Source organism: Streptomyces sp. NPDC003035 (assembly GCF_042888285.1).
Lineage (GTDB): Bacteria > Actinomycetota > Actinomycetes > Streptomycetales > Streptomycetaceae > Streptomyces.
This window is the reverse complement of the sequence record NZ_JBIAPJ010000005.1, coordinates 71053-93499: the sequence shown is the minus strand read 5'-3', so window position 1 is coordinate 93499 and position 22447 is coordinate 71053. Positions and strand designations below refer to the sequence as shown.

Sequence of the window (22447 nt, the reverse complement as noted above, 5' to 3'; positions counted from 1 at the left end):
TGCGCGAGATGCGCTGGTGGGACATCGAGCCCGTACTCGTCATGGAGCACGACCTGTTCCCCGAGGACGCCTGGTCCGAGGGGATGTTCTGGTCCGAACTGGCGCACGCCCGCGGGCCACGGGCCACCCGCCGGTACATCGTCGCGGAGGCCGGCGGGAAGCTCGTCGGCTACGCCGGACTGGCCGCCGCCGGCGGCCTCGGCGACGTCCAGACGATCGCCGTCGCCCGCGACCAGTGGGGGACCGGGCTCGGCGCCCGGCTGCTGACCGATCTGCTCCAGCACGCCACCGCCTTCGAGTGCGAGGAGGTGCTGCTGGAGGTACGGGTGGACAACACCCGGGCCCAGAAGCTGTACGAGCGCTTCGGCTTCGAGCCCATCGGCTTCCGGCGCGGCTACTACCAGCCGGGCAATGTGGACGCGCTCGTGATGCGACTGACCGTTCAAGGAACTGAGACTGATTCTGATGGCTGCTGACGAACCGCTCGTACTCGGCATCGAGACCTCCTGCGACGAGACCGGGGTCGGCATCGTGCGGGGCACGACCCTGCTCGCCGACTCCATCGCGTCGAGCGTCGACACCCACGCGCGCTACGGCGGAGTCGTGCCCGAGATCGCCTCCCGCGCCCACCTGGAGGCGATGGTCCCGACCATCGAGCGCGCCCTGAAGACGGCCGGGGTCTCCGCGCGCGACCTCGACGGCATCGCCGTGACGGCCGGACCCGGCCTCGCGGGCGCCCTGCTGGTCGGCGTCTCGGCGGCGAAGGCGTACGCGTACGCGCTCGGCAAGCCGCTGTACGGCGTGAACCACCTCGCCTCGCACATCTGCGTCGACCAGCTGGAGCACGGCCCGCTGCCCGAGCCGACGATGGCGCTGCTCGTCTCCGGCGGTCACTCCTCGCTGCTGCTCGCGCCCGACATCACCGCCGACGTCCGTCCGATGGGCGCGACCATCGACGACGCGGCCGGCGAGGCCTTCGACAAGATCGCGCGCGTGCTCGACCTCGGCTTCCCCGGCGGCCCGGTCATCGACCGGCTCGCCAGGGAGGGCGACCCGAACGCGATCGCCTTCCCGCGCGGCCTGACCGGCGCCAAGGATCCCGCGTACGACTTCTCCTTCTCCGGCCTCAAGACGGCCGTGGCCCGCTGGATCGAGGCCAAGCGGGCGGCGGGCGAGGAGGTGCCGGTACGGGACGTGGCGGCCTCCTTCCAGGAGGCGGTCGTCGACGTGCTGACCCGCAAGGCCGTCCGGGCCTGCAAGGACGAGGGCGTCGACCACCTGATGATCGGCGGCGGCGTCGCGGCCAACTCGCGGCTGCGGGCGCTGGCCGAGGAGCGGTGCGAGCGGGCCGGGATCCGGCTGCGGGTGCCGCGGCCGGGGCTCTGCACGGACAACGGCGCGATGGTGGCGGCGCTCGGCGCCGAGATGGTCGCCCGCAACCGGCCGGCCTCCGACCTGGAGCTGTCGGCGGACTCCTCCCTGCCGGTCACCGACCCGCACGTGCCGGGGAACCACGGCCACGACCACGACCACGATCACGTGCACGAAGTCAGCAAGGGCAACCTCTACTCATGAGGGTCACCCTGATGTGGGAGGCGCGCGCGGTGCAGGGCCGCGGCGCCGAGCTCCTGGAGTGGGCGCGGGCGCAGGAGCTGGCGCAGGAGCCGCTGCGCCGCGAGACCTTCCGCGCCACCCAGGACCGGGTGCTCGTGCTGACCTGGTGGGAGGCGCCCGCGCTGGACGCCGAGCTGCCCGAGCTGCCCGAGCCGGCGGCGGATCTGATCACCCGTCCGGTGCACCGTTGGCGTTTCGAGGCCGTGGACTGAGGCAACCCGCGGGCTTTTTATCGCATCATTCACGGCGTGACTCACGGCGTGGACAAGAAGATCGTGGCGTGGGCGGCGCTGACCGTCGCCGCCCTGCTCATGACGGGGTGCGGCGGTACGGCGGAGTCGGACGCGGCTCCGGCGAGGCCGCCGGCGGCCCCGTCCGAAGCGGCCCCGTCCGAAGGCCCCCAGGCCGGTGGCGACGCCCCGGACCGGGCGGCCGACCGGGCGGCCGGCGCCTCGGCCGCGTACCGGAAGTGGGGCCTGGAGCCCTTCGCCGCCCCGCCCGCCCCGCCGAGGACCAAGCCGGTCCGGCGGCAGCCCGGCGGGCCCGTCCCCGTCATCAGCGACATCCCGACGAAGGACAAGGTCGTCTTCATCACGATCGACGACGGCGCCGAGAAGGACCCGGAATTCGTCGCGATGATGAAGGACCTCAAGGTCCCGGTGACGATGTTCCTCACCGACTCCGCCATCCGCACCGACTACGGCTACTTCGAGCCGCTCGCCGCCCTCGGCCACGGCGTCGCCAACCACACCCTCACCCACCCGAACCTGCGCACCCTCGGCCCGGCCGCCCAGCGCCGCGAGATCTGCGGTCAGCAGACGAAGCTGGCGGAGCGGTACGGGACGACCCCGCGGCTCTTCCGCCCGCCGTACGGCAACTGGAACGAGGACACCCGCGCCGCCGCGGGCTCGTGCGGGGTGGACGCGATCGTGCTGTGGCGCGAGTCGATGCAGATCAAGAACATGCAGTACCAGCGCGGGGACAAGAAGCTCCACCCGGGCGACATCATCCTGGCGCACTTCCGCGGCCCGGCCGAGCTCAAGGGCACGACGATGACCCGGATGACGGCGAACATGCTGCGCCACATCCAGGAGCAGGGCTTCACGGTGGCCCGCCTGGAGGATTACGTCTAGAAGTTTTTCTCCTCCTCGTGTCGATGCGGGCCGGGCCCGTTCGACGTATGAGTGAAAGGCGGGGAACGGCCCCGCCCACCACGCAAGGAGAACGACATGCCCCGCTACCTGACGATGATCCGCATCGAAGAGGGCGCCTTCGAGCTGGAGGAGGCCGACGCCGGCTTCGACGAGCGCATGGGCGCGCTCTTCGAGGAGATCACCAAGGCCGGCGTGATGCTGGAGACGGCCGGGCTCAAGCCGACCAAGGAGGGCAAGCGCGTCGTGTGGGAGGGCGGGAAGATCTCCTACACCGACGGCCCGTTCACCGAGACCAAGGAGGTCGTCGGCGGCTACTCGATCAGCCAGTGCCGGGACCTGGCGGAGGCCGTGGAGTGGTCGAAGCGGTTCCTCGAGATCCACCCGCCGCAGTGGAAGGTGACCTGCGAGGTCCGCGAGATCGAAGAGATGTGACGCTGCCGGGGCGGGTGGTGTCATGGTTGGTCCATGACCGCACCCGCCCTCGGCGCCGTCGAGACCGTGTTCCGCATGGAGTCCGCGCGGATCATCGCCGCCGCGGCACGGATCGTCCGCGATGTCGGCATCGCCGAGGAGATCGCGCAGGACGCGCTCGTCGCCGCCTTGGAGCAGTGGCCGCGGACAGGGGTTCCCGAACGGCCGGGCGCCTGGCTGACCGCCGCCGCCAAGAATCGCGCCGTCGATCTCGTACGGCGCCGTGAGACGTACGCGCGCAAGCTCGCGGAGGTGGGCCGCGAGCTCACCGAGGAGACGTACGACCCCGAGCCGTCCGGTCCCGACGACATCGACGACGACCTGCTGCGGCTGATCTTCACCACCTGCCACCCGGTGCTCTCCGCCGAGGCGCGGACCGCGCTGACCCTGCGGCTGCTCGGCGGGCTGCGCACGGACGAGATCGCCCGCGCCTTCCTCGTACCGGAACCGACCGTGGCCCAGCGGATCGTGCGGGCCAAACGGAGCCTGGCGAAGGCCGGGGTGGAGTTCGAGGTGCCGTACGGGGAGGAACGGGAGGCCCGGCTCGGATCCGTCCTGGAGGTCATCTATCTGATCTTCAACGAGGGTTACGCGGCCACGGCGGGCGACAACCTGCTGCGGCCGGCGCTGTGCGAGGACGCGCTGCGGCTGGCCAGGGTGCTCGCCGGGCTCATGCCCAAGGAGAGCGAGGTCCACGGTCTTGCCGCCCTGTTGGAGATCCAGGCTTCGCGGACGGCGGCCCGGACCGGACCGGACGGGCAGCCGGTGCTGCTCGCCGACCAGAACCGGAGCCGCTGGAACCGGTCGCTCATCCGGCGCGGCTTCGCGGCCCTCGAACGGGCGGCCGAGGGCGGCACGTACGGCCCGTACGTCCTCCAGGCCACCATCGCCGCCTGCCACGCGAAGGCGCTGACGTACGAGGAGACCGACTGGCGGACCATCGCCGCCCTGTACGGACGCCTCGCGGCCCTCGCGCCCTCCCCGGTGGTCGAGTTGAACCGCGCGGTCGCCGTCTCGATGGCGGACGGCCCGGAGGCGGGCCTCGCCCTGGTCGACGTCCTGGCCGGCGAACCGGCCCTCGCGGGCTACCACTTGATGCCGAGCGTGCGGGGGGACCTGCTGGCCCGGCTGGGGCGGACGGGCGAGGCCCGGACGGAGTTCGAGCGGGCGGCCTCGCTGACCCGCAACGAGCGGGAGCGGGAGCTGCTGCGCGAACGGGCAAGGCAGGCAGGGGCGGTGGGGGACGGGTCTGCGGATGAGGCGGGGGCGGTGGGGGACGGGTCTGCGGATGAGGCGGGGGCGGTGGGGGAGTGATCGCTCGGTAGTCTCGGGGGCATGTCACGCCGTACCCCGCTTCCCCCTCCTCCTCCGCCCGTCGAGATACAGAGCTGGCCCGGCCGGGAGGCCCGGCTCGCGGACCGCGCGCGGGCGATGGGGGAGCTCAACCGCCGTCTGCTGGGCGGCGGACGGCTGGCGGTGTTCCTGGTGTGGGTCGCGACCCTGCAGCTGGGCTGGGGGTTCGCCGGGGGCGGGCTCGTCGCTCTGGAGGACGTCATCGATCCGATCTCGATGATGTTCGTGCTCGTCTCCGTGGCGTTCGGCCTGGGCGTGCTCGTTCCCGCCGTCTACTTCCTGGCCCGCGGTGTGTGGCGCGACCGTGAGGCGTACGACCGCCTGCTGCGGTGGGCCGCCCTGGACCGCGACCCCGTCCGCGACGCCCGACTGCGGGAACCCGTCCTCAGCGCCGGCTGGCTGGTGCTCTCCTTCGCGCTCTGCGCGGTGGGTCTGTGGGTGTCCCTGGCGGCGCCCGCCGAGCTCGTCGGGCCGGGCCTCGGCGGGTACGGGACGGTCGCCTACCTCATGGGCGCGGCCCTCGGGCTGTGGATCCCCGGCCTGGCCGGGCTCGTGAAGGCGATCCGCCACTACCGCTTCGCGGTGCGGCTCACCGGCCGGCCGGGGCCCCGATCAGCATCGTCGGGGCACCCGCGACCCGAGTGAGGAAGACCGTGGCGGCGTTCGGGCCCTTCGGCTTGACCCTGCGCCGGATCTCCTCGGGCTCGACGGCCGAGCCGCGCTTCTTCACCGTCAGGGTGCCGACCTCGCGTTCCCGTAGCAGGGCCTTCAACTTCTTGAGACCGAAGGGGAGTTCGTCGGTGATCTCGTAGGCGGTGGCGTACGGGGTGCGGGTGAGGGCGTCCGCCGTGATGTACGCGATCGTCTCGTCGATCAGGCCGCCGTCCAGTTCCTCGGCGACCTCGGCGACCAGGTGGGCGCGGATGACGGCGCCGTCCGGCTCGTAGAGGTAGCGGCCGACCGGGCGGGGCGCGGGATCGGGCAGGCCGCGGCCGGTGAGGGTCGCGCCCGACGGGAGGAGGGTCGCGCGGCGGGTTCCGGGGGCCGTGCCGAACCACAGCACGGCCTCCTTCACGTCGCCGCCGTCCGAGATCCACTCGGCCTCCGCGTCCTCCGGGACCGCCTCGTGGGGCACGCCCGGGGCGATCTTCAGTGCCGCGTGCGAGGCCGTGCGGGCCGCCTCGATCGCCCAGGAGAGCGGGGGCGAGTACGCCTCGGGGTCGAAGATCCTGCCCCGCCCGCCGCGCCGCGCCGGGTCGACGAAGACGGCGTCGTACGGGCTCGTGTCGATCTCGGTGACGTCCGCGCAGCGGACCTCGATCAGACCGTCGAGGCCGAGGGCGGCGGCGTTGGCGCGGGCGGCCTCGGCCGTCAGCGGGTCGCGGTCCACGGCCAGGACGGAGATCCCGGCCCGTGCGAAGGCGATCGCGTCCCCGCCGATCCCGCCGCACAGATCGGCGACGCTCCGCACACCGAGCGCCCGGAAGCGCTCCGCACGGTAGGCCCCGACCGTCGCCCGGGTCGACTGCTCGACGCCGTTGGGCGTGAAGTACATCCGGTGCGCGTCCTCGGCGCCGAACTTCGCCACCGCGCGCTGCCGCAGCCGCGCCTGCCCCAGGGCCGCCGAGACCAGCTCGGCCGGGTGCTCGCGGCGCAGCCGTGAGGCGACCGCCAGTTCCTGGGCGGGGTCGTAGTCCCGCAGGGCGGCGAGCAGCGTCTGGCCCTCCGGGGTGAGCAGGGCGGTGAAGGCGGCGAGGTCGGTCACCCGTCCCATTGTGGGCCAGCCGGGGGATGGTGGGCGCCGGGTGGCGGTGTCGGCGGCCGTGCGGCGCCCACCGCTGACAGGATGCGGCGCCATGCAGCTAGTACGACAAATGGAAGAAATGGCCGCACATGGTGCGGTTCGCCGACGGCGCCCGGTCCGGCGGTCGGTGGGCGCCCTCCTGGTCGTCGCCGCCCTCGGATCCGCCTGCGCGGGCCCCTCGGGGGAGGCCGGGGACGCGGGTGGCGCGCGCAAGGGGCCTGTGGGCCCCGCCCCCGGACAGCCCCAGGCGCAGGGCGCCGCCGGCGCCCTCGACGCGTACGTCGAGAAGGTCCGCGCCCAGCGCGCCGCCCGCGCGCTCGCCGCCAAGAAGTGGGGCCTCGACCGGCCGCCACTGGAGGCCCCGGCGCCGCCCGCCGTGAAGCCGAAGATCACCACTCGGAAGGGGTTCGAGACCGACGGGCACGGCCTGCCGCCCGTCTTCACCACCGTGCCGACCAAGGAGAAGGTCGTCTTCCTGACGATCGACGACGGCGCGGAGAAGGACCCCCAGCTGCTGCGGATGATGAGCGAGCTGCAGATCCCGTACAGCGCCTTCCTGAGCGACTACCTCGTCAAGGAGGACTACGGCTACTTCACGAAGATGCGGGACGCGGGCGTCTCCCTGCACAACCACACCCTCAACCACCGCTACATGCCGGGGCTCTCGTACGCCGCGCAGAAGCGGGAGATCTGCGGGATGCAGGACACCATCCAGAAGCGGTACGGGAAGCGGCCGCCGCTCTTCCGCCCGCCCTACGGCAACTACAACGAGGACACGCTGCGCGCGGCCAAGGCGTGCGGGGTCAAGGCGGTGCCGCTCTGGGCCGCCGAGGCGTTCCCCGACCGGATGGAGTGGCGCGAGTGGGACCGGGACCTGCACCCCGGCGACATCGTGCTCACGCACTTCCGGGGCAAGGGCGACTGGAAGGGCTCCATGCCCGACATGATCCGGCGGGTGATGAAGACGATCACGGCCAAGGGGTACGCGGTCGCGAAGCTCGAGGACTACGTGTGATCCGGGCGCGCCGGCCGGCGGCCGGCCTCGCGCTCGCCGGCGCGCTCCTGGGGGTGACGGGGTGTGCGACGTCGGTGGACCCGATCGAACGGCTGGGGCGGAAGGCGGCGGTGGAGCTGCGGGAACTGCGGGAACTGCGGGAACTCCCGGAGCCGCGGGACCCGGGCGACCTGGGGGACCTGAAGCAGGCACGGGAGCGTGATCCTGGTCGGAACGATCCTGCCTGGAACCATCCCGTCCGCGGCGCCGTTCTCGTACCGGCGTCGTAGCGCCACACCGCACACAATTGGCACTCCGCTTGACCGAGTGCTAATCGCGGTCATAGTCTCGGGTCTGGCACTCCCCACTGGAGAGTGCCAACACAGCGACGGGCAGGTCCGGCACCCGCGACGACGGATCCACCTGGTCGCCACCTCAGACAGTCAACCCCGTGATCTCCGAAGGGGGAGGTCGGATCGTGACGACCACCAGCTCCAAGGTTGCCATCAAGCCGCTCGAGGACCGCATCGTGGTCCAGCCGCTCGACGCCGAGCAGACCACCGCCTCTGGCCTGGTCATCCCGGACACCGCCAAGGAGAAGCCCCAGGAGGGCGTCGTCCTGGCCGTGGGCCCGGGCCGCTTCGAGAACGGCGAGCGCCTGCCGCTCGACGTGAAGACCGGCGACATCGTGCTGTACAGCAAGTACGGCGGCACCGAGGTGAAGTACAACGGCGAGGAGTACCTCGTCCTCTCGGCTCGCGACGTGCTCGCGATCATCGAGAAGTAATTCACCGAAGCCAGATGGTTTGAGCTGCGCCCCTGACCCCGCACCGGGCGTCCGGGGCGCAGTTCGTTTCACCAGTTTCACCACGAAATCCGAGAGGGCTGAATCGCTCCCATGGCGAAGATCCTGAAGTTCGACGAGGACGCCCGTCGCGCCCTTGAGCGCGGCGTCAACAAGCTTGCCGACACGGTGAAGGTGACGATCGGCCCCAAGGGCCGCAACGTCGTCATCGACAAGAAGTTCGGCGCCCCCACCATCACCAACGACGGTGTCACGATCGCCCGCGAGGTCGAGCTCGACGACCCGTACGAGAACCTCGGCGCCCAGCTGGTGAAGGAGGTGGCGACCAAGACCAACGACATCGCGGGTGACGGCACCACCACCGCCACCGTGCTCGCCCAGGCGCTCGTCCGCGAGGGCCTGCGCAACGTCGCCGCCGGCGCCTCCCCGGCCGCCCTGAAGAAGGGCATCGACGCCGCGGTCAAGGCCGTGTCCGAGGAGCTCCTCGCGACCGCCCGCCCGATCGAGGACAAGTCCGACATCGCAGCCGTGGCCGCGCTCTCCGCGCAGGACCAGCAGGTCGGCGAGCTCATCGCCGAGGCGATGGACAAGGTCGGCAAGGACGGTGTCATCACCGTCGAGGAGTCCAACACCTTCGGCCTGGAGCTCGACTTCACCGAGGGCATGGCCTTCGACAAGGGCTACCTGTCCCCGTACATGGTCACCGACCAGGAGCGTATGGAGGCCGTCCTCGACGACCCGTACATCCTGATCCACCAGGGCAAGATCTCCTCGATCCAGGACCTGCTGCCGCTGCTGGAGAAGGTCATCCAGGCCGGCTCCTCCAAGCCGCTCCTGATCATCGCCGAGGACGTCGAGGGCGAGGCCCTGTCGACCCTGGTCGTGAACAAGATCCGCGGCACGTTCAACGCCGTGGCCGTCAAGGCCCCGGGCTTCGGCGACCGCCGCAAGGCGATGCTCGGCGACATGGCCACCCTCACCGGTGCCACCGTCATCGCCGAGGAGGTCGGCCTCAAGCTCGACCAGGCCGGTCTGGACGTGCTCGGCACCGCCCGCCGCGTGACCGTCACCAAGGACGACACCACCGTCGTCGACGGTGGCGGCAGCTCCGAGGACGTGCTGGGCCGCGTCAACCAGATCAAGGCCGAGATCGAGTCCACCGACTCCGACTGGGACCGCGAGAAGCTCCAGGAGCGCCTCGCGAAGCTGGCCGGCGGCGTGTGCGTGATCAAGGTCGGCGCCGCCACCGAGGTGGAGCTGAAGGAGAAGAAGCACCGTCTGGAGGACGCCATCTCCGCGACCCGCGCCGCGGTCGAGGAGGGCATCGTCTCCGGTGGTGGCTCCGCTCTGGTCCACGCCGTCAAGGTCCTCGAGGGCAACCTCGGCAAGACCGGCGACGAGGCCACGGGTGTCGCGGTCGTCCGCCGCGCCGCCGTCGAGCCGCTGCGCTGGATCGCCGAGAACGCCGGCCTCGAGGGCTACGTCATCACCTCGAAGGTGGCGGAGCTCGAGAAGGGCCAGGGCTTCAACGCCGCGACCGGCGAGTACGGCGACCTGGTCAAGGCCGGCGTCATCGACCCGGTGAAGGTGACGCGCTCCGCGCTGGAGAACGCCGCGTCGATCGCCTCCCTCCTCCTCACCACCGAGACCCTCGTGGTGGAGAAGAAGGAAGAGGAGTCGGCGGACGCGGGCCACGGCCACGGTCACGGCCACTCCCACTGAGTCGCATCTGACTGATCACCGAGGCCCGGTGTCCCCGTCGCGGGGACACCGGGCCTCGGTGTCGTTCCGGTGTCGTTCCGTGGTGTCAGGCCTCGACGGCGCCGAGCTGCCCCATGAGCCCGAGCAGGTCGTACTGCCACCACCCCTCCGCGATCTTGCCGTCCTGACGGAACTGGTGGATGGTCGTGCCGGTCATGGAGACCTTCATGCCGGTGGGCTGGAGCCCCATGAAGTCGCCGGTGTGCGTGCCCACCCAGGTCCAGCGCGTGCACACGCGGTCGCCCTCGGCGATCTGGTCGTTGACGGTGATGTCGAAGTCGAACCCGCCCCGCCACATCTCCATCTCGCGGCGGACCGCGTCCATGCCGATGGCGTCCTGCTCGTTGGTCGGATCGTGGTCGTGGTAGCCCTCCACGAGGACCTCGTCGAGCGGCGGGAGCTCGCCCTCGGAGGAGAGCAGCTCGAAGAACCGGCGGGAGGTGGCCTTGTACAGCTGCATGTCCCGCACGATGTCCAGGTCCGTGAACGTCGGCATCTCGTCACAGAGCGCGACCATCTCGCGGAAGATGCGGTCCGTCTCGGGCAGCTGCGAGTTCGTCATCGCCACCTCGTAGGAGGGGAACTCGACGATCTCCACGAGATGGTCCGAGTCGGAGCGATCCTTGCCGATGACGCTGTGGGTGGCCGTCCGCTTGCCTTTGGTCTGTTCGACCCACTTGTCCATGAGCCGGTTCAGATCGTCGAACCGACTGGTCTTGCAATCGATTATCTGTACGAATGTCATGGCGCCTCCCGGACCGGGTGGGACCCTTCCAGTCTAGGACCAGGGCCTGCGGGCGCCCTGGCAGCATGGGTCGCATGCAGCAGGCGCGGGGGAAGCAGTCGGTGGCGGTCGGGGGCGACGCCGGGGTCGTCGTGACCGGCGACCACAACCAGGTCGTGACGGCGCCGCCGGTCCGATCGGCGTACTGGGAGCAGGTCCGCCGGATCGCCCCGGCGGAGCTGGTCGACCGCGAGGAGGAGTTGGCCGCCCTGTCGGCCTTCTGCCGCGCGGACTCCGGACCGGCGTACACCTGGTGGCGTGCGGAGGCATGGGCGGGCAAGACGGCGTTGCTGTCCTGGTTCGCGCTGAACCCGCCGGAGGGCGTCCGCATCGTCCCCTTCTTCATCACGGCCCGGCTGGGTGCGCAGAACGACGTGGTCGCGTACGTGGACGTCGTCCTGGAACAGCTCGCCGAGCTGGCGGGCGAGGGCCTCCCGGCGCTGCTCACCGCCGCGACCCGCGAGGCCCACCTCCTGCGCCTCTACGGAGAGGCCGCACAGGCCTGCGCCGAGCGCGGCGAACGCCTGGTCCTCCTCGTCGACGGCCTCGACGAGGACCGGGGTGTGACCACGGGCCCGGACGCCCATTCGATCGCGAGCCTGCTCCCGTACGACCTCCCGGTCATCGTCTCCGGTCGCCTGAACCCTCCGCTCCCCGTCGACGTCCCGGCCGGACACCCGCTCCACGACCCCGCGATCGTGCGGATCCTCGACCCCTCCCCGTACGCCCGCGCCATCCGCGCCGAGGCGGAACGCGAGCTGAAGCGCCTGCTGGCGGCGGGCGGTGTGGCGTACGACCTGCTCGGCCTGCTGCTGGCGGCGGGCGGCGGCCTGACGGCGGACGACCTGGCCGAGCTGACGGGCGAGGTCCCGTATCGCGTACGGGACGTCCTGCGCACGGGCCAGGGGCGAACGTTCGCGGTACGCTCCGGCGCCTACCTGCTGGCCCACGAGGAACTCCAGGCCCAGGCCCGGGAGATGCTGGGCGAGCGCGAACTGGACCGGTATCGCGGTGTGGTGTGCGGTTGGGCGGAGGAGTGGCGGTCGCGCGGCTGGCCGGTGGGTACCCCGGAGTACCTCCTGCGCGGCTGGTTCCCGATGCTGAGGGCGGCGGGCGATCTGGAACGCATGGTGGCGTGTGCGACGGACGCCGTGCGGCAGGACCGCATGGTGGATGTCGCGTTCGGCGACTTCGTCGCGCTGGGCGAGATCCGGATGACCGAGGACCTGATCATCGCGGCCGGGGTGCCGGAACTTCTGGACAGCGTGCGTCTGGCCGTTCGCCGTGACGCGCTCGAAGGCCGCAACGCGCGCGTCGACGTCTCTCTTCCCCACGCCTGGGCGGCATGCGGCCACTTCGGCCGCGCCGAGGCACTCGCACTCAGCATCCCCGAGCCCGTCGATGAGGCGTACGCACTCGTCCACGTTGCCGAGGAGTTGATCCAGCACGGCGATCCCGGCGCCGCCGTCCGGTTGATCGAGGTCGCTGAGAAAGCGGCACGGGGAGCTGACAGTGACGAGGAAGCCGTGTCCGCGGCCCGGGAGCGGACAGCCCGCGCCTGGCTGCGCGTCGGATCACCGGAGAGGGCCGATTCCCTGATCGACGAGATCCACGGCACGTGGCACAGGGAACGGCTGCTTCCTGACCTCGCCCAGCAGTGGGTCCGAGCCGGCGAGTACGCACGGGCCGAAGCTCTGGCACAGGCAGAGCCGGATCCAGGGGTCCGTACCCTGACCGTGGCGGCCATGGCCGGGGCGTGGGCCGAAGTCGCTGACGTCGAACACGTCAGGGATTTCCTTTCCGCCGTGGACCCCGAGGCTGCCCCTCTCGCACGGGTGAGTGCCGCATCCGTTCTCCTGGCCGCAGGGCGCCGGACAGAAGCGGAACATCTCGCGGAAGGCATCGAGAACGGACTGTCGTCGGAGTCGCCGGTCGTCACCGATGTGATCGGTGCCCTGGCGCGGGCGGGTTGGTGCGATCGCGCGCTGGCCCTCGCGGCTCGCATCGACGACACAAGATCGCGCGAGGGAGCCGTGATCGCTGTGGTTCGGGCCATGGCGGCAGCCGGCGAGTACGAGGAGGCCATGGCGCTCGCGTTCGCCATGGAGGACACGGAACGGTGTGGGGACGCGCTGCTCGGTGTCGTCGTCGAACTGGCGGATGCGGAGAGGTGTGACGAGGCGGAGAGCCTGGCTCGACGCATCCCCCATCCACATCTGCGCCATGTGGCACTGTGTGCGTTGGTCGGACGGCTGGCGGACACCGGTGAGTTCGATCGGGCAGAGGCACTCGCACGGGAATGCGGCACCGACGAGCACGATCCGCTGTGCGGGGTCGTCGAGGCACTTGCGGCAGCAGGCGAGTTCGCGCGCGCGGAGCACCTGGCCCGCACCATCGACCACGACGAGGGGCTCTTCGCGCTGGTGCGTGGTGTGGCGGTCTCCGTCGACCGTGGGGCCCGAGCGGCGGGCTTGTTGGCCACTGTGGAGGCAGAGGTTCGGGTGGCGTACCAGCCCAGGCTGATGGACCTGGTCGGGTACGCGAACGTTCTCGTGGACGCCGGTCACGACGCGGCCGCACTGCCGCTGGTGGTGGATGCCGAGGCGCAGCTGCCCGATCCACCGGGGCCCGAGGCGCGGGATGTCGAGTCCTACCTCCGGGACGTCATGGTGGGGGCGATAGCCGACCTCTACGCCCGTATCGGAATGCTGGACCGCGCGGAGGCGCTGTTGCGCAGCTGCGTGCGAGTGGGCCACGAAGGATGGCCCTCCGTCGTGGAGGCGCATGCCCGCGCGGGGAACGGACAGCGGCTCAGAGCCGCTCTGGAGGTTCTCGGCACCGGCCACGACGGAGCGCGGAGCATGATGTGCCCGCGACTGGCAGCGGCCGGAGAAGTGGACCTGGCGCTCGCCCTCGCGGAGACGGTGGAGTCGCCGGACGAACAGCTCCAGGCCTGGTCGGGGATGGCGGCGGTGCTCGCTGCCGCGGGTGAGGAGCGCCAGGCCAGAGCTGCCCTGGCGGAGGCTGAGGCCACAGCTCCCAGCACGTACATGCGGCTCATGACGAGCAGCGCCTTGTTCAAGGCTTACGTACGTCTGGGGCAGAACGAGAAGGCCGACCGGATACGCGCGCGGATGGAGGCCGACGCGGATTCCCCGCCGGGCCTCAGAGAATCGCTCGTACGAGACCTTGTGGAGCTCGGTCAGTACGACCGCGCCGAGGAACTCGTCGAACGCGCTGGAGGCCCGTCGGAGGCAGCCGCACGGTACGGCCTGCTGAGAGCGTTCGTGACGGCGTTGGTCGATGCGGGAGAGCATGAACGGGCTGCCCGTGCCGCCCCGAAGCTCCCGGAGCCGAGGAGAGGGCAGACAGCGGCCTGGGTGGCGCTCGCGCCCGTCGTCGAGCGGCGGGACGGCCGGGTTCTGGCCGCCCGTATCTTGCAGGTCGCGGATCTGCGCGCGGCGTTGCCCGCTGCCCTTCGCCTCGAACCCCGCGCCGTCCCCGTCGTCGTCGACGCCCTACGCCGACCGCGTCAGGTCTGACGGCCGTACCGGATCCGCGAACGGCTCCCCCCGCCCGTACCGCGCCACCTCCTCCAGCGCGTGGTCCGCCATCCGGTGGAGTTCGTTGCCCAGTGAGCCCGCCACGTGCGGGGTGAGGAGGACGTTCGGGAGGGTCCAGAGCGGTGAGTCCGGGGGCGGGAGCTCCGGGTCCGTGACGTCGAGGACCGCGTGCAGGCGGCACGATGTGACGTGGGGGAGGAGCGCGGCCTCGTCGATCAGGGATCCGCGCGCCGTGTTGACGAGGGTGGCGCCGTCGGGCATCAGAGCCAGCTGGCGCGCTCCGATCATCCGGTGCGTGGACGGGAGTTGAGGGGCGTGGACCGAGACGATCGTGCTCCGGGAGCACAGCTCGTCGAGGCCCACCGGCTCCACCCCGAGCGCGCGGGCCTCGGGGGCCGTCACGTACGGGTCGTACAGCAGCACCTGGAAATCGAAGGGGCGCAGCAGCTCGATGACCCGGCGGCCGATGCGGGAGGCGCCGACCAGGCCCACCGTACGGCGGTAGTTGCCCGAGGTCTCCGAATCGGCCGTCCACGCGCCGTCGGCGCGGGTCTCCCCGTACCGCAGGGCCGCGTGCAGGACCTGCTTCCCGGCGAAGAGGATCGCGGCGAGGGTGTACTCGGCGACGGGCAGCGCGTTGGCCGCCGCGGCCGAGGTGACGGTGAGGCCCCGTTGCCAGCAGGCCGCGGTGACATGGTGCTTGACCGAGCCGGCCGCGTGGACGACGGCCCGCAGGCGCGGGGCGCGGTCCAGGACGTCGGTGGTCAGGGGCGGCGCGCCCCAGCAGGTGAGGAGGATCTCCGCCTCGGCGAGGGCGGCGGCGACGCGGGGCGTGGGTGCCGTCAGGTCGTGGGCGACGAGGGCCGGGTCGGTACGGGTGAGGGCGGCGAGGCGGGCGCGGTGGGCGTCCGTCAGGAGCCGCTCGGCGATGCCGCGGCCCATGGAGAGCAGGAGGGCGGGGCGATTGTCAGTGGCGGGGTGCATCGTGGGACCCGGGCTCCTCACTTGACGCTGCCGGCGGTCAGACCGGCCTTCCAGTGGCGCTGGAGGGAGACGAAGGCGACGACGAGGGGGACGACGGCGAGCAGGGACCCGGTGACGACGAGGGGGTAGAAGTCGGGTTCCGCGTGGGCGTTGCTGTTCCACGCGTACAGACCGAGGCTCAGCGGGAAGAGCTTCTGGTCCGAGAGCATCACCAGGGGGAGGAAGAAATTGTTCCATATCGCGGTGAACTGGAAGAGGAACACGGTCACGAAGCCCGGCATGATCATGCGCAGACCGATCGACCAGAAGGTGCGGAGCTCGCCCGCGCCGTCGATACGGGCGGCCTCCAGGGCCTCGTCGGGGATGTAGCCGGAGCTGAAGACCCGCGAGAGGTAGACCCCGAAGGGGTTGACCAGGACGGGGATCAGCACGGCCCAGTACGTGTTGACGATGCCCACCTCGCTGGCGAGGAGGTACATGGGCAGGGCGAGCGCCGTGGTGGGGACGAGCACGCCCAGGAGCACGAGGCCGAAGAGCTTCTCCTTGCCCCGGAAGTGGTACTTGTCGAAGGCGTAGCCCGCCGCGACGCTGATCAGCGAGCAGGCGAGGGCGCCCAGACCCGCGTACAGGAGGCTGTTGACGTACCAGTGGACGTAGATGCCGTCGTTGTACGCGGCGAGGCGGCTGAGGTTGCCGCCGAGGTCGAAGCCCTCGAAGGAGAAGGCGTTGCCGGCGAGCAGTCCGCCCGCGTCCTTGGTGGCCGCGGTCACCAGCCAGACGAGCGGGAAGAGCATGTAGACGACGGCGAGGACGAGCGCTCCGTTGACGGCGGTCTTGGAGAGCCAGGCGCTCTGGGGCCGGTGGGTCATGCTGTCTTTCCCTTCCGACGGCCGGTCAGGCGGGTCACGCCGAAGGACAGCACCGCGGCGGTCAGGGCGAGGAGGACGGAGGCCGCGGCCGCGAGCCCGTAGTCGTTGCGGTCGAAGGCCGCGGTGTACGCGTACATGTTCGGCGTCCAGGTCGAGGTGACGGCGGAGCCCGTTCCCTTGTTGAGGATCAGCGGCTCGGTGAACAGCTGCAGCGAGCCGATGACGGTGAAGAGCCCGACCATCACGAGCGAGGCGCGGATCAGCGGGATCTTGATGCTGAACGCGGTCCGCCAGGAGCCGGCGCCGTCGACGGTGGCCGCCTCCAGGACGGAGCGGTCGATGGCCTGCAGCGCGGCGTAGAAGATCACCATGTTGTAGCCGAGCCACTCCCACAGCGCGATGTTGACGATGGAGGGCAGGGCGCCCTCGGGAGAGAAGAAGTCGAAGCCGATGCCGCCGGCCTCCATGGCCTCGACGACCGGGCTGAGCTGGGGCGTGTAGAGATAGACCCAGATCAGCGCGGCGATGATGCCGGGGACGGCGTGCGGCAGGAAGAGCGCGAGCTGGAAGAAGCGGCGGGCGCGGGCGAGCGCCGAGTCCAGCAGCAGGGCGAGGCCGAGGGCCCCGCCGAGCATCAGCGGAATGTAGAACAGGCAGTATCCGAGCAGTACGCCGAAGCCCTCGCGGAAGGCCCGGTCACCCAGTGCCGCGGTGTAGTTGTCGAGTCCGGTGAAGACGGTCTCGGTGCCGCCGAAGCCCAGCCCCGACTGCTTCTCGGTGAACAGGCTGAGCCAGACCGCGTATCCGATCGGCACCACCATCACCGCGAGGAACAGGGCGAAGAAAGGGGTCAGCAGGAACGCTGCGGCACGGGTGCGGGCCTTCATCCGGTCAGCCCTCGACCTTCAGGCCGCGCTTGGTCAGCTCGGTGACGGTCGCCTGGTGACCGGTCCTGATCGCGTCGGCGATCGTCGGGCCGCCCTGGGAGATCTTGCCGAACTGGTCCTTGATGGTCGTGTTGGTGGTGCCGGTGGTCGGGCCCCAGGCCCAGTTCTGGTTGATGGAGGAACCGGCCTCCTCGAAGAGGGCGTAGATGTCCTGGCCGCCGTAGTAGCTCGCGTCGAAGGCCGCCTTGGCGACGGGGCGCAGCGCGCTCGCGGCGGGGAAGGCGCTGGACGTGCCGGAGGCGATACGGGCCTTGACTCCGGCCTCGGTGGTGGCCATCCACTCGGCGAACTCGACGGCCGCCGCCTTCTTCCGGCTGTCCTTCGTCACGGCGAAGGAGGTGCCGCCGAGCATGCCGCTCGCGGGCTTGCCGTCCCAGGTCGGTATGGGCGCCACGGCCCACTTGCCGCTCTGCTCGGGCAGGGTGCCCTTGAGGACGCCGGCGCCCCAGGACGCGCCGAGGTAGCCGATGGTCGTGCCGTTCTTGAGCGAGCCGGTCCACTCGGGGCTGAACGAGGCGTTCTTGTGGACGAGGTCGGCGTCGAGGAGGCCCTGCCAGTAGGCGGCCACCTTGGTGGTGGCCGCGTCCGTGGTGTTGATCTTCCAGGTGTCGTTCTCGGCCTTGAACCACTGGGCGCCGGCCTGCCAGGCCATCGCCTCGAAGGTGGTCGGGTCGTCGGGGAAGAAGGTGCCGATGCGGGCCTTGGCGTCGGCCTTCTTCACCTTCTCCGCCGCGGCCTTGAACGCGTCCCAGGTCGTGGGGACCTCGATCTTGTGCTTCGCGAACAGGTCCTTGCGGTAGTAGAAGGCCTGCGGGGCGGCGTCGAAGGGGACGGCCCAGGTCTTGCCGCCGAGGGTGGTGAGGCCGACGGACTGCGGCAGCAGCTTGCCCCGGTCCGCCTCGGTGAACTCGTCGCCGATGTCCTGCAGGGCGCCGGAGCTGACGAACTCGGGGAGGGAGGGGTACTCGATGGAGACGAGGTCGGGGGCGTTGCCCGCCTTCACGGCGTTGGAGATCTTGGCGTAGCCACCGGCGTTGCCGGAGGGGATCTCCTCGAACTTCACCTGGATGTTCTTGTGGGAGGCGTTGAACGCGTCCACCACGTCCTTGGAGCCCTTGGCCCAGCCCCAGAAGGTGATGGTCACGGGCTTGTTCGATGACGCGGTGTCGTCACCACCGCCGCCGCAGGCCGTGAGAACGGCGAGGGCGGTGGTGGTGGCGGCTATCGCACGGGTGGTTCTGTTCCAAGTACGGCTCACGGCACGGCTCCTGGGACGGCGGCACGGGGTGTGTGGCCGTGATCCTGTGACCGTTCATGACCGAAGTCAAGAGCGAAAGATTGTTTGATCGAAAAAAGATCGAATCGATCAGGCGGAACGCGGCCCTCGGGGAGCCCCGCAGGAGGACCGCACCCGCAGCCGCGGCAGCAGGCTCAGATGGCGCCGTGCCGTCTCCTCGTCCGGCGTCTCCGTCAGCCGCTCCACCAGCAGCTCCGTGGCGTGGCGCCCCACCTGGCGCTTGGGCGGGGCGACCGCCGTGAGCGGAGTGTCGGCGAGCGCGGCGACCTCGTCGTCGTACGCGATCAGGGCCAGGTCCTCCGGCACCTTCGCCCCCAGGTCCGCCAGGCGCTGGACGATCTCGATCGCGTCCACGTCGTTGTGGACCAGGGCCGCGCTCACCCGGCCGGAGGTCACCGCCTCGTGCAGGGCCCGTACCGCGCGCTCGAAACCCTCCGGATCCTGATCGGCCGGTACGGAGTCGATCACCGGGCCGGGCGCCTCCAGGCCCAGGGTGTCCAGCGCCTCGGCGTACCCGGCGCGCACCGCGAGCGCCGTCGGGCTGTCGCCGCGGGCCACGAGCAGCGGGGTGCCGTGCCCCAGCTCCAGCAGGTGGCGCAGGGCGAGCAGGACGCCGTGGCCGTGGTCGGAGACCACCCGGTCCAGGGCGTCGAGGGGCGTGCCGGGGTCGGCCCGGCGCTCCAGGAGCACGGCGGGTACGGGCAGTTCGGCGAGCCAGTCCCCGTACCCGAGCCGGTCCTCCGGGCCCCGCCAGCCGGGCGCGACGAGCACGCCCTCGGCGCCCGCCGCGAGCAGGCCCTCGGTGCGCGCGCGGTCCTCCTCCGGGCGGTAGTCCGAGATCCGCAGCACGAGCCGGGCCCCCGCGCGCGCCGCGGCCTCGTGCGCACCCCGGATGACCTCGGCGAAGTAGTACGTGGCGGAGGGCGCGAGCAGGCCGAGCACGAGCCCCTCGCCGGAGCGCCGGGCGCCCGCGCCAAGGTGCTCGGGCCGCTCCGACCGCTCGGGCCGCTCCGGCCAGGAGACCTGTCCGTGCACGCGGTCGAGCAGGCCCTTGGCCGCCAGCGCCTCGACGTCGCGGCGGGCGGTGACGGGGGAGACCCCCAGCAGCGTGGCCAGGTCGGCGACGCGCGCCGTACCGCGCTCGCGCACCAGGGCCAGCAGTCGGTCGTGTCGTTCGGCGGCACTCTCGCGCACGGCGTGTCTCCCCCTTGCGGTGTGGTGGTCCGGCGGGCCGCCGGCCTTGTCATCAGACCATCTCATGTGGATTGATCGAATCGAAGGAGGTTCGATCATTCGGTCCGATCCATTGACGTTCGATCGGAGACGCGTTCATGATTCCGGCGACGCAGACGTCCGCCTCAGGGAGCATCATGCCCACGCCGCCCGAGAACCGGCCGCCCGAGAACCGTGTGCTCAGCCCGTTCACCGGCTGGACCCGCGCCCACTGGGAGGACTCCGCCGACCGTCTCCTCCTCGCCGTCCGGCCGTACGCCTCACCCCGCCACGGCCTCTTCGACCTGCCGGGGCCCCGCCCCAGCTGGTCCGGCGCGCGCTCCGACGGCCTCGAAGGCCATGCCCGTACGTTCCTCCTCGCCGCGCTGCGGATCGCGGGCGCGCGGGGGGCGGACCCGCACGGCCATCTGCCCCGCTACGCCGAGGGGCTCGCCGCCGGCACCGAGGAGCCCGGCTCGGCCGGCCCCGACTCCTGGCCGCCGCTCACCGACGTACGCCAGGCCGTCGTCGAATCCGCCTCCGTCGCCCTCGGACTGCGCCTGACCCGCCCCTGGCTCTGGGACACCCTCGACGACCGCACCCGGCAGCGCGCCGTCGACTGGCTGCTGCCCGCACTCGAACCCTCCCCGGTCGACAACAACTGGTGGCTCTTCGGCCTCACCGTCGCCGGCTTCCTCCAGGACGCGGGCATCGAGACCGACCGCGCCGCCGCCACCATCGACCGCTCCCTCGCCCGTATCGAGCACTGGTACCTCGGCGACGGCTGGTACAGCGACGGCGACAACCGCGCCTTCGACCACTACAACGCCTGGGCCCTGCACTTCTACCCCGTCCTCCACGCCCACCTCTCCGGCGACCAGAACCTTCTCGACCGCTACGGCCCCCGCCTGCGACGCCACCTCGACGACCACGTCCACCTCTTCGACGCCGACGGCGCACCCCTCCCGTACGGCCGCTCCCTCACCTACCGCTTCGCCGCGGCGGCCGCCCCCTGGCTCGGCGCGCTCACCGGACACACCCCGCTCACCCCCGGTGCCACCCGCCGCCTGGCCTCCGGCACGCTCCGGTACTTCCTCGACCGGGGCGCCACCGACGAGCGCGGCCTGCTCACCCTCGGCTGGCACGGCCCGTACGCCCCGGCCGTGCAGCGCTACTCGGGACCCGCCTCCCCGTACTGGGCCGCCAAGGGCTTCCTCGGCCTCCTCATCCCCGCCGACCACCCGGCGTGGACCGACCCCGAAGAACCCCTCCCCGCCGAGCGCGCCGACACCGTGCGCCCCGTCGCCCCGGCCTGCCTGCTCATCCAGTCCACCGCCGCCGACGGACTCGTCCGCCTCCACAACCACGGCAGCAACCATGTGAGCAGCGCCCCGTCCGGCGACGACGACTCCGGCTACGCCCGCTACGCCTACTCCACCCGCACCGGCCCCACCACCCCGCCCGACCAGCCCGACAACCACTTCGCCCTGCTCCTCGACGGCAGGGTCACCCGGCGCGGCCCCGCGACCCCCCTGGGCACAGGCCCCGGCTGGGCCGCCTCCCTCCACACCCCGCTCCCCGGCATCCGGATCCTCTCCGCGACCCTGGCCCACGGCCGCGCCGAGGTCCGCGCCCACCTCGTCCTCGGAGCGCCCGACGGAACCGCCGTACGCCAGACCGGCTGGGCCACCACCCCCGAAGGCCCCACCGCCCAGCTCCACCCGGTCCACGGCTATCCGCCGGCCGCCGCCCCCACCGAGAACACCGCACTCGCCACCGGCGCCACCCTCCAGGGCGGCCCGCACACCCGCACCGCCGCCCTGCACGGCACCACCAGCGGCCCCGAAAGCCTCTTCGTGGCCCTCGCCTCCCTCACCGCCGAACCGCACCCGGCCCCCGTCACCACCCTCGCGACCGTCCAGGTCACCGGCCGCACGCTCCAGGTGACCTGGCAGAACGGCACCACTGCCCAACTCGCCCTCGACCCGGAGGATCTGTGAGAAACCGCAGTTTCCATCAGGCGCCCGGGCTCGACTGACGCCGCCCGCCCCTTACTTGGGGCCGTACTTGCGGCCTGCCTTGGAGGACACCCCTCCGAGCAGGCCGCGAGGCGCCAGCTTCACCACACCCATCAGCGCCTTGTAACGGGGGTCCGGGATGGACAGCGTCTTCCCCCGGGCCAGATCGCCCAGCGCCGTGGCCACCAGCTTGTCCGCGTCGAGCCACATCCAGCCCGGGATGTTGTCCGTCCCCATCCCGGCCCGCTCGTGGAACTCCGTCCGTACGAACCCGGGGCAGAGCGCCATCAGCCGCACGCCCGAGCCCGCGAGGTCCCGCGCCGCGCCCTGGGTGAACTGCACGACCCACGCCTTCGACGCCCCGTACGTGCCACGCGGAACGAACGCGGCCACCGAGGCCACGTTCACCACCCCGCCCCTGCCGCGCGTACGCATGGACTCGGCCGCTGCCGACGTCAGCCGGAGCACCGCTTCGCAGTGCACCGTGAGCATCTTCAACTCGTCGGCCATGGACACCTCGAGGAACCGGCCCTTGTTGCCGAAACCGGCGTTGTTCACCAGGAGGTCCACGGGCTGCCTCGCATCGGACAGCCGGGCCTCCACGGCCGCGATCCCCTTCTCCTCGGACAGGTCCGCCGCCAGTACCTCGGCCTCGATGCCGTGCCGGTCGTGCAGCTCGGTCGCCTGCTCCCGCAGTCTCTTCACATCGCGGGCCACGAGCACCACGTCGTGACCGTCCGCCGCCAGCCTCCGCGCGAAGGCGGCCCCGATCCCCGCGGTGGCGCCCGTAATCAGTGCAGTCGTCATACGCGCACGT

At 71.5% G+C, this 22447-nt stretch carries 21 protein-coding genes; 13 read left to right on the top strand and 8 right to left on the bottom strand.

Annotated features, from left to right (window positions below; genetic code table 11):
• Positions 1-8 precede the first annotated feature (8 nt).
• From rimI to ACFYV5_RS16945, 7 genes are all read left to right on the top strand, one after another.
• Positions 9-476, top strand: a complete 468-nt coding sequence (rimI, locus tag ACFYV5_RS16975) for a ribosomal protein S18-alanine N-acetyltransferase (RefSeq protein ID WP_389169936.1) — start codon at positions 9-11, stop codon at positions 474-476.
• The gene (gene tsaD, locus ACFYV5_RS16970) at positions 466-1575 is read left to right on the top strand and encodes a tRNA (adenosine(37)-N6)-threonylcarbamoyltransferase complex transferase subunit TsaD (RefSeq protein ID WP_389169064.1); all 1110 of its coding nucleotides are present in this window, start codon (positions 466-468) and stop codon (positions 1573-1575) included. Before rimI ends, tsaD begins: the two co-directional genes overlap by 11 nt.
• Entirely contained in the window at positions 1572-1826 is a 255-nt protein-coding gene (locus ACFYV5_RS16965) for a hypothetical protein (RefSeq protein WP_389169062.1), read from the top strand. The genes tsaD and ACFYV5_RS16965 overlap by 4 nt, the downstream gene beginning before the upstream one ends.
• Positions 1827-1925: 99 nt before the next feature.
• The gene (locus ACFYV5_RS16960) at positions 1926-2747 is read left to right on the top strand and encodes a polysaccharide deacetylase family protein (RefSeq protein ID WP_389169933.1); all 822 of its coding nucleotides are present in this window, start codon (positions 1926-1928) and stop codon (positions 2745-2747) included.
• A 96-nt stretch (positions 2748-2843) separates the two neighbouring features.
• Complete coding sequence (locus tag ACFYV5_RS16955; RefSeq protein WP_389169060.1) at positions 2844-3200, top strand: YciI family protein; 357 nt, start codon at positions 2844-2846, stop codon at positions 3198-3200.
• A gap of 33 nt (positions 3201-3233) precedes the next feature.
• Complete coding sequence (locus ACFYV5_RS16950; protein WP_389169058.1) at positions 3234-4553, top strand: RNA polymerase sigma factor; 1320 nt, start codon at positions 3234-3236, stop codon at positions 4551-4553.
• Positions 4554-4574: 21 nt separating this feature from the next.
• Complete coding sequence (locus tag ACFYV5_RS16945; RefSeq protein WP_389169056.1) at positions 4575-5237, top strand: hypothetical protein; 663 nt, start codon at positions 4575-4577, stop codon at positions 5235-5237.
• On the opposite strand, the gene ACFYV5_RS16940 is transcribed toward ACFYV5_RS16945, so the two are convergent.
• Positions 5182-6366 carry an SAM-dependent methyltransferase gene (locus ACFYV5_RS16940; RefSeq protein WP_389169931.1) on the bottom strand — a complete coding sequence of 395 codons (1185 nt, stop codon included), beginning with the start codon at positions 6364-6366 and terminating at the stop codon, positions 5182-5184. The genes ACFYV5_RS16945 and ACFYV5_RS16940 overlap by 56 nt on opposite strands.
• Positions 6367-6475: 109 nt before the next feature.
• Between ACFYV5_RS16940 and ACFYV5_RS16935 the strand changes: the two genes are divergently transcribed.
• The 4 genes from ACFYV5_RS16935 (at position 6476) to groL (ending at position 9917) form a co-directional block, all read left to right on the top strand.
• Positions 6476-7411 (top strand): polysaccharide deacetylase family protein, encoded by a 936-nt coding sequence (locus ACFYV5_RS16935; RefSeq protein ID WP_389169054.1) that lies wholly within the window; start codon positions 6476-6478, stop codon positions 7409-7411.
• Positions 7408-7680 carry a hypothetical protein gene (locus ACFYV5_RS16930; protein WP_389169052.1) on the top strand — a complete coding sequence of 91 codons (273 nt, stop codon included), beginning with the start codon at positions 7408-7410 and terminating at the stop codon, positions 7678-7680. The genes ACFYV5_RS16935 and ACFYV5_RS16930 overlap by 4 nt, the downstream gene beginning before the upstream one ends.
• Positions 7681-7868: 188 nt before the next feature.
• Entirely contained in the window at positions 7869-8177 is a 309-nt protein-coding gene (gene groES, locus ACFYV5_RS16925) for a co-chaperone GroES (RefSeq protein WP_003998759.1), read from the top strand.
• 111 nt (positions 8178-8288) lie between these two features.
• Complete coding sequence (groL, locus tag ACFYV5_RS16920) at positions 8289-9917, top strand: chaperonin GroEL (RefSeq protein WP_355105199.1); 1629 nt, start codon at positions 8289-8291, stop codon at positions 9915-9917.
• 85 nt (positions 9918-10002) lie between these two features.
• On the opposite strand, the gene ACFYV5_RS16915 is transcribed toward groL, so the two are convergent.
• Positions 10003-10701, bottom strand: coding sequence for an ester cyclase (locus ACFYV5_RS16915; RefSeq protein WP_355105201.1), 699 nt, complete (start codon positions 10699-10701; stop codon positions 10003-10005).
• A 74-nt stretch (positions 10702-10775) separates the two neighbouring features.
• On the opposite strand from ACFYV5_RS16915, the gene ACFYV5_RS16910 reads away from it, so the two are divergent.
• On the top strand, positions 10776-14282 hold the full coding sequence (locus ACFYV5_RS16910; RefSeq protein WP_389169049.1) for a hypothetical protein: 3507 nt from the start codon (positions 10776-10778) through the stop codon (positions 14280-14282).
• Here the strand turns inward: ACFYV5_RS16910 and ACFYV5_RS16905 are convergent.
• The 5 genes from ACFYV5_RS16905 to ACFYV5_RS16885 form a co-directional block, all read right to left on the bottom strand.
• Complete coding sequence (locus ACFYV5_RS16905; RefSeq protein WP_389169047.1) at positions 14259-15287, bottom strand: hydroxyacid dehydrogenase; 1029 nt, start codon at positions 15285-15287, stop codon at positions 14259-14261. The genes ACFYV5_RS16910 and ACFYV5_RS16905 overlap by 24 nt on opposite strands.
• Before the next feature lie 17 nt (positions 15288-15304).
• The gene (locus tag ACFYV5_RS16900; RefSeq protein ID WP_389169046.1) at positions 15305-16156 is read right to left on the bottom strand and encodes a carbohydrate ABC transporter permease; all 852 of its coding nucleotides are present in this window, start codon (positions 16154-16156) and stop codon (positions 15305-15307) included.
• On the bottom strand, positions 16153-17043 hold the full coding sequence (locus ACFYV5_RS16895) for a sugar ABC transporter permease (RefSeq protein WP_355105209.1): 891 nt from the start codon (positions 17041-17043) through the stop codon (positions 16153-16155). Before ACFYV5_RS16895 ends, ACFYV5_RS16900 begins: the two co-directional genes overlap by 4 nt.
• Before the next feature lie 4 nt (positions 17044-17047).
• Positions 17048-18361 carry an ABC transporter substrate-binding protein gene (locus tag ACFYV5_RS16890; RefSeq protein WP_389169043.1) on the bottom strand — a complete coding sequence of 438 codons (1314 nt, stop codon included), beginning with the start codon at positions 18359-18361 and terminating at the stop codon, positions 17048-17050.
• Positions 18362-18469: 108 nt separating this feature from the next.
• Positions 18470-19594 carry a substrate-binding domain-containing protein gene (locus tag ACFYV5_RS16885; RefSeq protein ID WP_389169041.1) on the bottom strand — a complete coding sequence of 375 codons (1125 nt, stop codon included), beginning with the start codon at positions 19592-19594 and terminating at the stop codon, positions 18470-18472.
• Between the two features lie 176 nt (positions 19595-19770).
• On the opposite strand from ACFYV5_RS16885, the gene ACFYV5_RS16880 reads away from it, so the two are divergent.
• Positions 19771-21612: a DUF2264 domain-containing protein gene (locus ACFYV5_RS16880; RefSeq protein ID WP_389169039.1), complete on the top strand. Its 1842-nt coding sequence runs from the start codon at positions 19771-19773 to the stop codon at positions 21610-21612.
• 51 nt (positions 21613-21663) lie between these two features.
• Here ACFYV5_RS16880 and ACFYV5_RS16875 read toward each other — a convergent pair whose 3' ends face one another.
• Complete coding sequence (locus ACFYV5_RS16875; protein ID WP_389169037.1) at positions 21664-22437, bottom strand: SDR family NAD(P)-dependent oxidoreductase; 774 nt, start codon at positions 22435-22437, stop codon at positions 21664-21666.
• Positions 22438-22447: the final 10 nt, after the last annotated feature.

Excerpts from the sequence above, each read along its gene's own strand:
- ACFYV5_RS16965 (WP_389169062.1), top strand. The coding sequence starts at position 1,572 with ATGAGGGTCACCCTGATGTGGGAGGCGCGCGCGGTGCAGGGCCGCGGC.
- ACFYV5_RS16880 (WP_389169039.1), top strand. The coding sequence starts at position 19,771 with ATGCCCACGCCGCCCGAGAACCGGCCGCCCGAGAACCGTGTGCTCAGC.
- groL (WP_355105199.1), top strand. The coding sequence starts at position 8,289 with ATGGCGAAGATCCTGAAGTTCGACGAGGACGCCCGTCGCGCCCTTGAG.
- ACFYV5_RS16950 (WP_389169058.1), top strand. The coding sequence starts at position 3,234 with ATGACCGCACCCGCCCTCGGCGCCGTCGAGACCGTGTTCCGCATGGAG.
- ACFYV5_RS16960 (WP_389169933.1), top strand. The coding sequence starts at position 1,926 with ATGACGGGGTGCGGCGGTACGGCGGAGTCGGACGCGGCTCCGGCGAGG.
- ACFYV5_RS16945 (WP_389169056.1), top strand. The coding sequence starts at position 4,575 with ATGTCACGCCGTACCCCGCTTCCCCCTCCTCCTCCGCCCGTCGAGATA.
- ACFYV5_RS16875 (WP_389169037.1), bottom strand. The coding sequence starts at position 22,437 with ATGACGACTGCACTGATTACGGGCGCCACCGCGGGGATCGGGGCCGCC.
- ACFYV5_RS16905 (WP_389169047.1), bottom strand. The coding sequence starts at position 15,287 with ATGCACCCCGCCACTGACAATCGCCCCGCCCTCCTGCTCTCCATGGGC.
- ACFYV5_RS16910 (WP_389169049.1), top strand. The coding sequence starts at position 10,776 with ATGCAGCAGGCGCGGGGGAAGCAGTCGGTGGCGGTCGGGGGCGACGCC.
- ACFYV5_RS16895 (WP_355105209.1), bottom strand. The coding sequence starts at position 17,043 with ATGAAGGCCCGCACCCGTGCCGCAGCGTTCCTGCTGACCCCTTTCTTC.
- ACFYV5_RS16935 (WP_389169054.1), top strand. The coding sequence starts at position 6,476 with ATGGCCGCACATGGTGCGGTTCGCCGACGGCGCCCGGTCCGGCGGTCG.
- ACFYV5_RS16955 (WP_389169060.1), top strand. The coding sequence starts at position 2,844 with ATGCCCCGCTACCTGACGATGATCCGCATCGAAGAGGGCGCCTTCGAG.
- rimI (WP_389169936.1), top strand. The coding sequence starts at position 9 with ATGCGCTGGTGGGACATCGAGCCCGTACTCGTCATGGAGCACGACCTG.
- tsaD (WP_389169064.1), top strand. The coding sequence starts at position 466 with ATGGCTGCTGACGAACCGCTCGTACTCGGCATCGAGACCTCCTGCGAC.
- ACFYV5_RS16900 (WP_389169046.1), bottom strand. The coding sequence starts at position 16,156 with ATGACCCACCGGCCCCAGAGCGCCTGGCTCTCCAAGACCGCCGTCAAC.
- ACFYV5_RS16940 (WP_389169931.1), bottom strand. The coding sequence starts at position 6,366 with ATGGGACGGGTGACCGACCTCGCCGCCTTCACCGCCCTGCTCACCCCG.
- ACFYV5_RS16915 (WP_355105201.1), bottom strand. The coding sequence starts at position 10,701 with ATGACATTCGTACAGATAATCGATTGCAAGACCAGTCGGTTCGACGAT.